The sequence below is a fragment of the Agrococcus sp. GW821-FHT14H11 genome, from assembly GCF_058803545.1.
Genome location: NZ_JBXAPA010000019.1, coordinates 1 through 1,842 on the forward strand (window position 1 = coordinate 1; position 1,842 = coordinate 1,842).

Annotated in this window: 2 rRNA genes (1 of these 2 only partly in view); both read right to left on the bottom strand. The window is 55.6% G+C overall.

From position 1 onward, the window contains the following. Window positions 1-48: 48 nt before the first annotated feature. A 5S ribosomal RNA gene (gene rrf, locus AC1RNL_RS13335) occupies window positions 49-165 on the bottom strand. 112 nt (window positions 166-277) lie between these two features. Beyond that, window positions 278-1,842: ribosomal RNA gene (locus AC1RNL_RS13340) — 23S ribosomal RNA — on the bottom strand (it continues 1,609 nt past the right edge of the window).

Genomic DNA, 1,842 nt, shown 5'->3' on the forward strand with positions numbered 1-1,842 from the left:
CATAGAAAAAGGGGCCCCAGATGAATCTGGGGCCCCTTTCCAAAAGAAGTCCGGCGGTGTCCTACTCTCCCACAGGGTCCCCCCTGCAGTACCATCGGCGCTGAGAGCCTTAGCTTCCGGGTTCGGAATGTGACCGGGCGTTTCCCTCTCGCTATGGCCGCCGAAACACTGTTGATGTTTCAGTCTGCACAGCACTCCGCTCGAAGCGGAGGGCTGCAGTTCTCGACCGTACATCGAGAACCACAAAGTGGACGCGAGCAGCAAGCTCATAATATGTGTTATCAAGTCATCGGCTTATTAGTACCGGTCAGCTTCATGGGTCTTTAGTCCCCACTTCCACATCCGGCCTATCAACCCAGTAGTCTGGCTGGGAGCCTCTCGCCCGAAGGCACGGAAGTCTCATCTTGAGGCCGGCTTCCCGCTTAGATGCTTTCAGCGGTTATCCATCCCGAACGTAGCTAATCAGCGGTGCTCCTGGCGGAACAACTGACACACCAGAGGTTCGTCCAACCCGGTCCTCTCGTACTAGGGTCAGATCCTCTCAAACTTCCAACGCGCGCAGCGGATAGGGACCGAACTGTCTCACGACGTTCTAAACCCAGCTCGCGTGCCGCTTTAATGGGCGAACAGCCCAACCCTTGGGACCTACTCCAGCCCCAGGATGCGACGAGCCGACATCGAGGTGCCAAACCATGCCGTCGATATGGACTCTTGGGCAAGATCAGCCTGTTATCCCCGAGGTACCTTTTATCCGTTGAGCGACAGCGCTTCCACAAGCCACTGCCGGATCACTAGTCCCGACTTTCGTCCCTGCTCCAGTTGTCACTGTCACAGTCAAGCTCCCTTGTGCACTTACACTCGACACCTGATTGCCAACCAGGTTGAGGGAACCTTTGGGCGCCTCCGTTACTTTTTGGGAGGCAACCGCCCCAGTTAAACTACCCACCAGGCACTGTCCCTGAACCGGATTACGGTTCGAAGTTAGATATCCAGAGTGACCAGAGTGGTATTTCAACAATGACTCCACCCGAACTAGCGTCCGGGCTTCACAGTCTCCCACCTATCCTACACAAGCCACACCGAACACCAATACCAAGCTGTAGTAAAGGTCACGGGGTCTTTCCGTCCTGCTGCGCGTAACGAGCATCTTTACTCGTAGTGCAATTTCGCCGAGTTCGCGGTTGAGACAGCTGGGAAGTCGTTACGCCATTCGTGCAGGTCGGAACTTACCCGACAAGGAATTTCGCTACCTTAGGATGGTTATAGTTACCACCGCCGTTTACTGGGGCTTAAATTCTGAGCTTCGCTTGCGCTAACCCTTCCTCTTAACCTTCCAGCACCGGGCAGGCGTCAGTCCGTATACATCGACTTGCGTCTTAGCACGGACCTGTGTTTTTAGTAAACAGTCGCTTCCCACTGGTCTCTGCGGCCTTCAAACGCTCGGGCAGCTAGTGCCGTCACGCCTCAGGCCCCCCTTCTCCCGAAGTTACGGGGGCATTTTGCCGAGTTCCTTAACCACGATTCTCTCGATCTCCTTGGTATTCTCTACCTGACCACCTGAGTCGGTTTGGGGTACGGGTGACTTGAACCTCGCGTCGATGCTTTTCTTGGCAGCATAGGATCACAGACTTCCCTCTAGGGTTCGGCAAAGCTCTCAGGCTGTATGTGGGACGGATTTGCCTATCCCACGCCCTACGGCTTACCCGGACTCAACCATCGGCCCGGTTCTGCTACCTTCCTGCGTCACACCTGTTAATACGCTAGCCGCACCAGCATAGGGTCGAGTGCTAGCCCAAGGACGTCACCCCGAAGGGATCGGTCCAAGGATTCGGACTCTTAGCA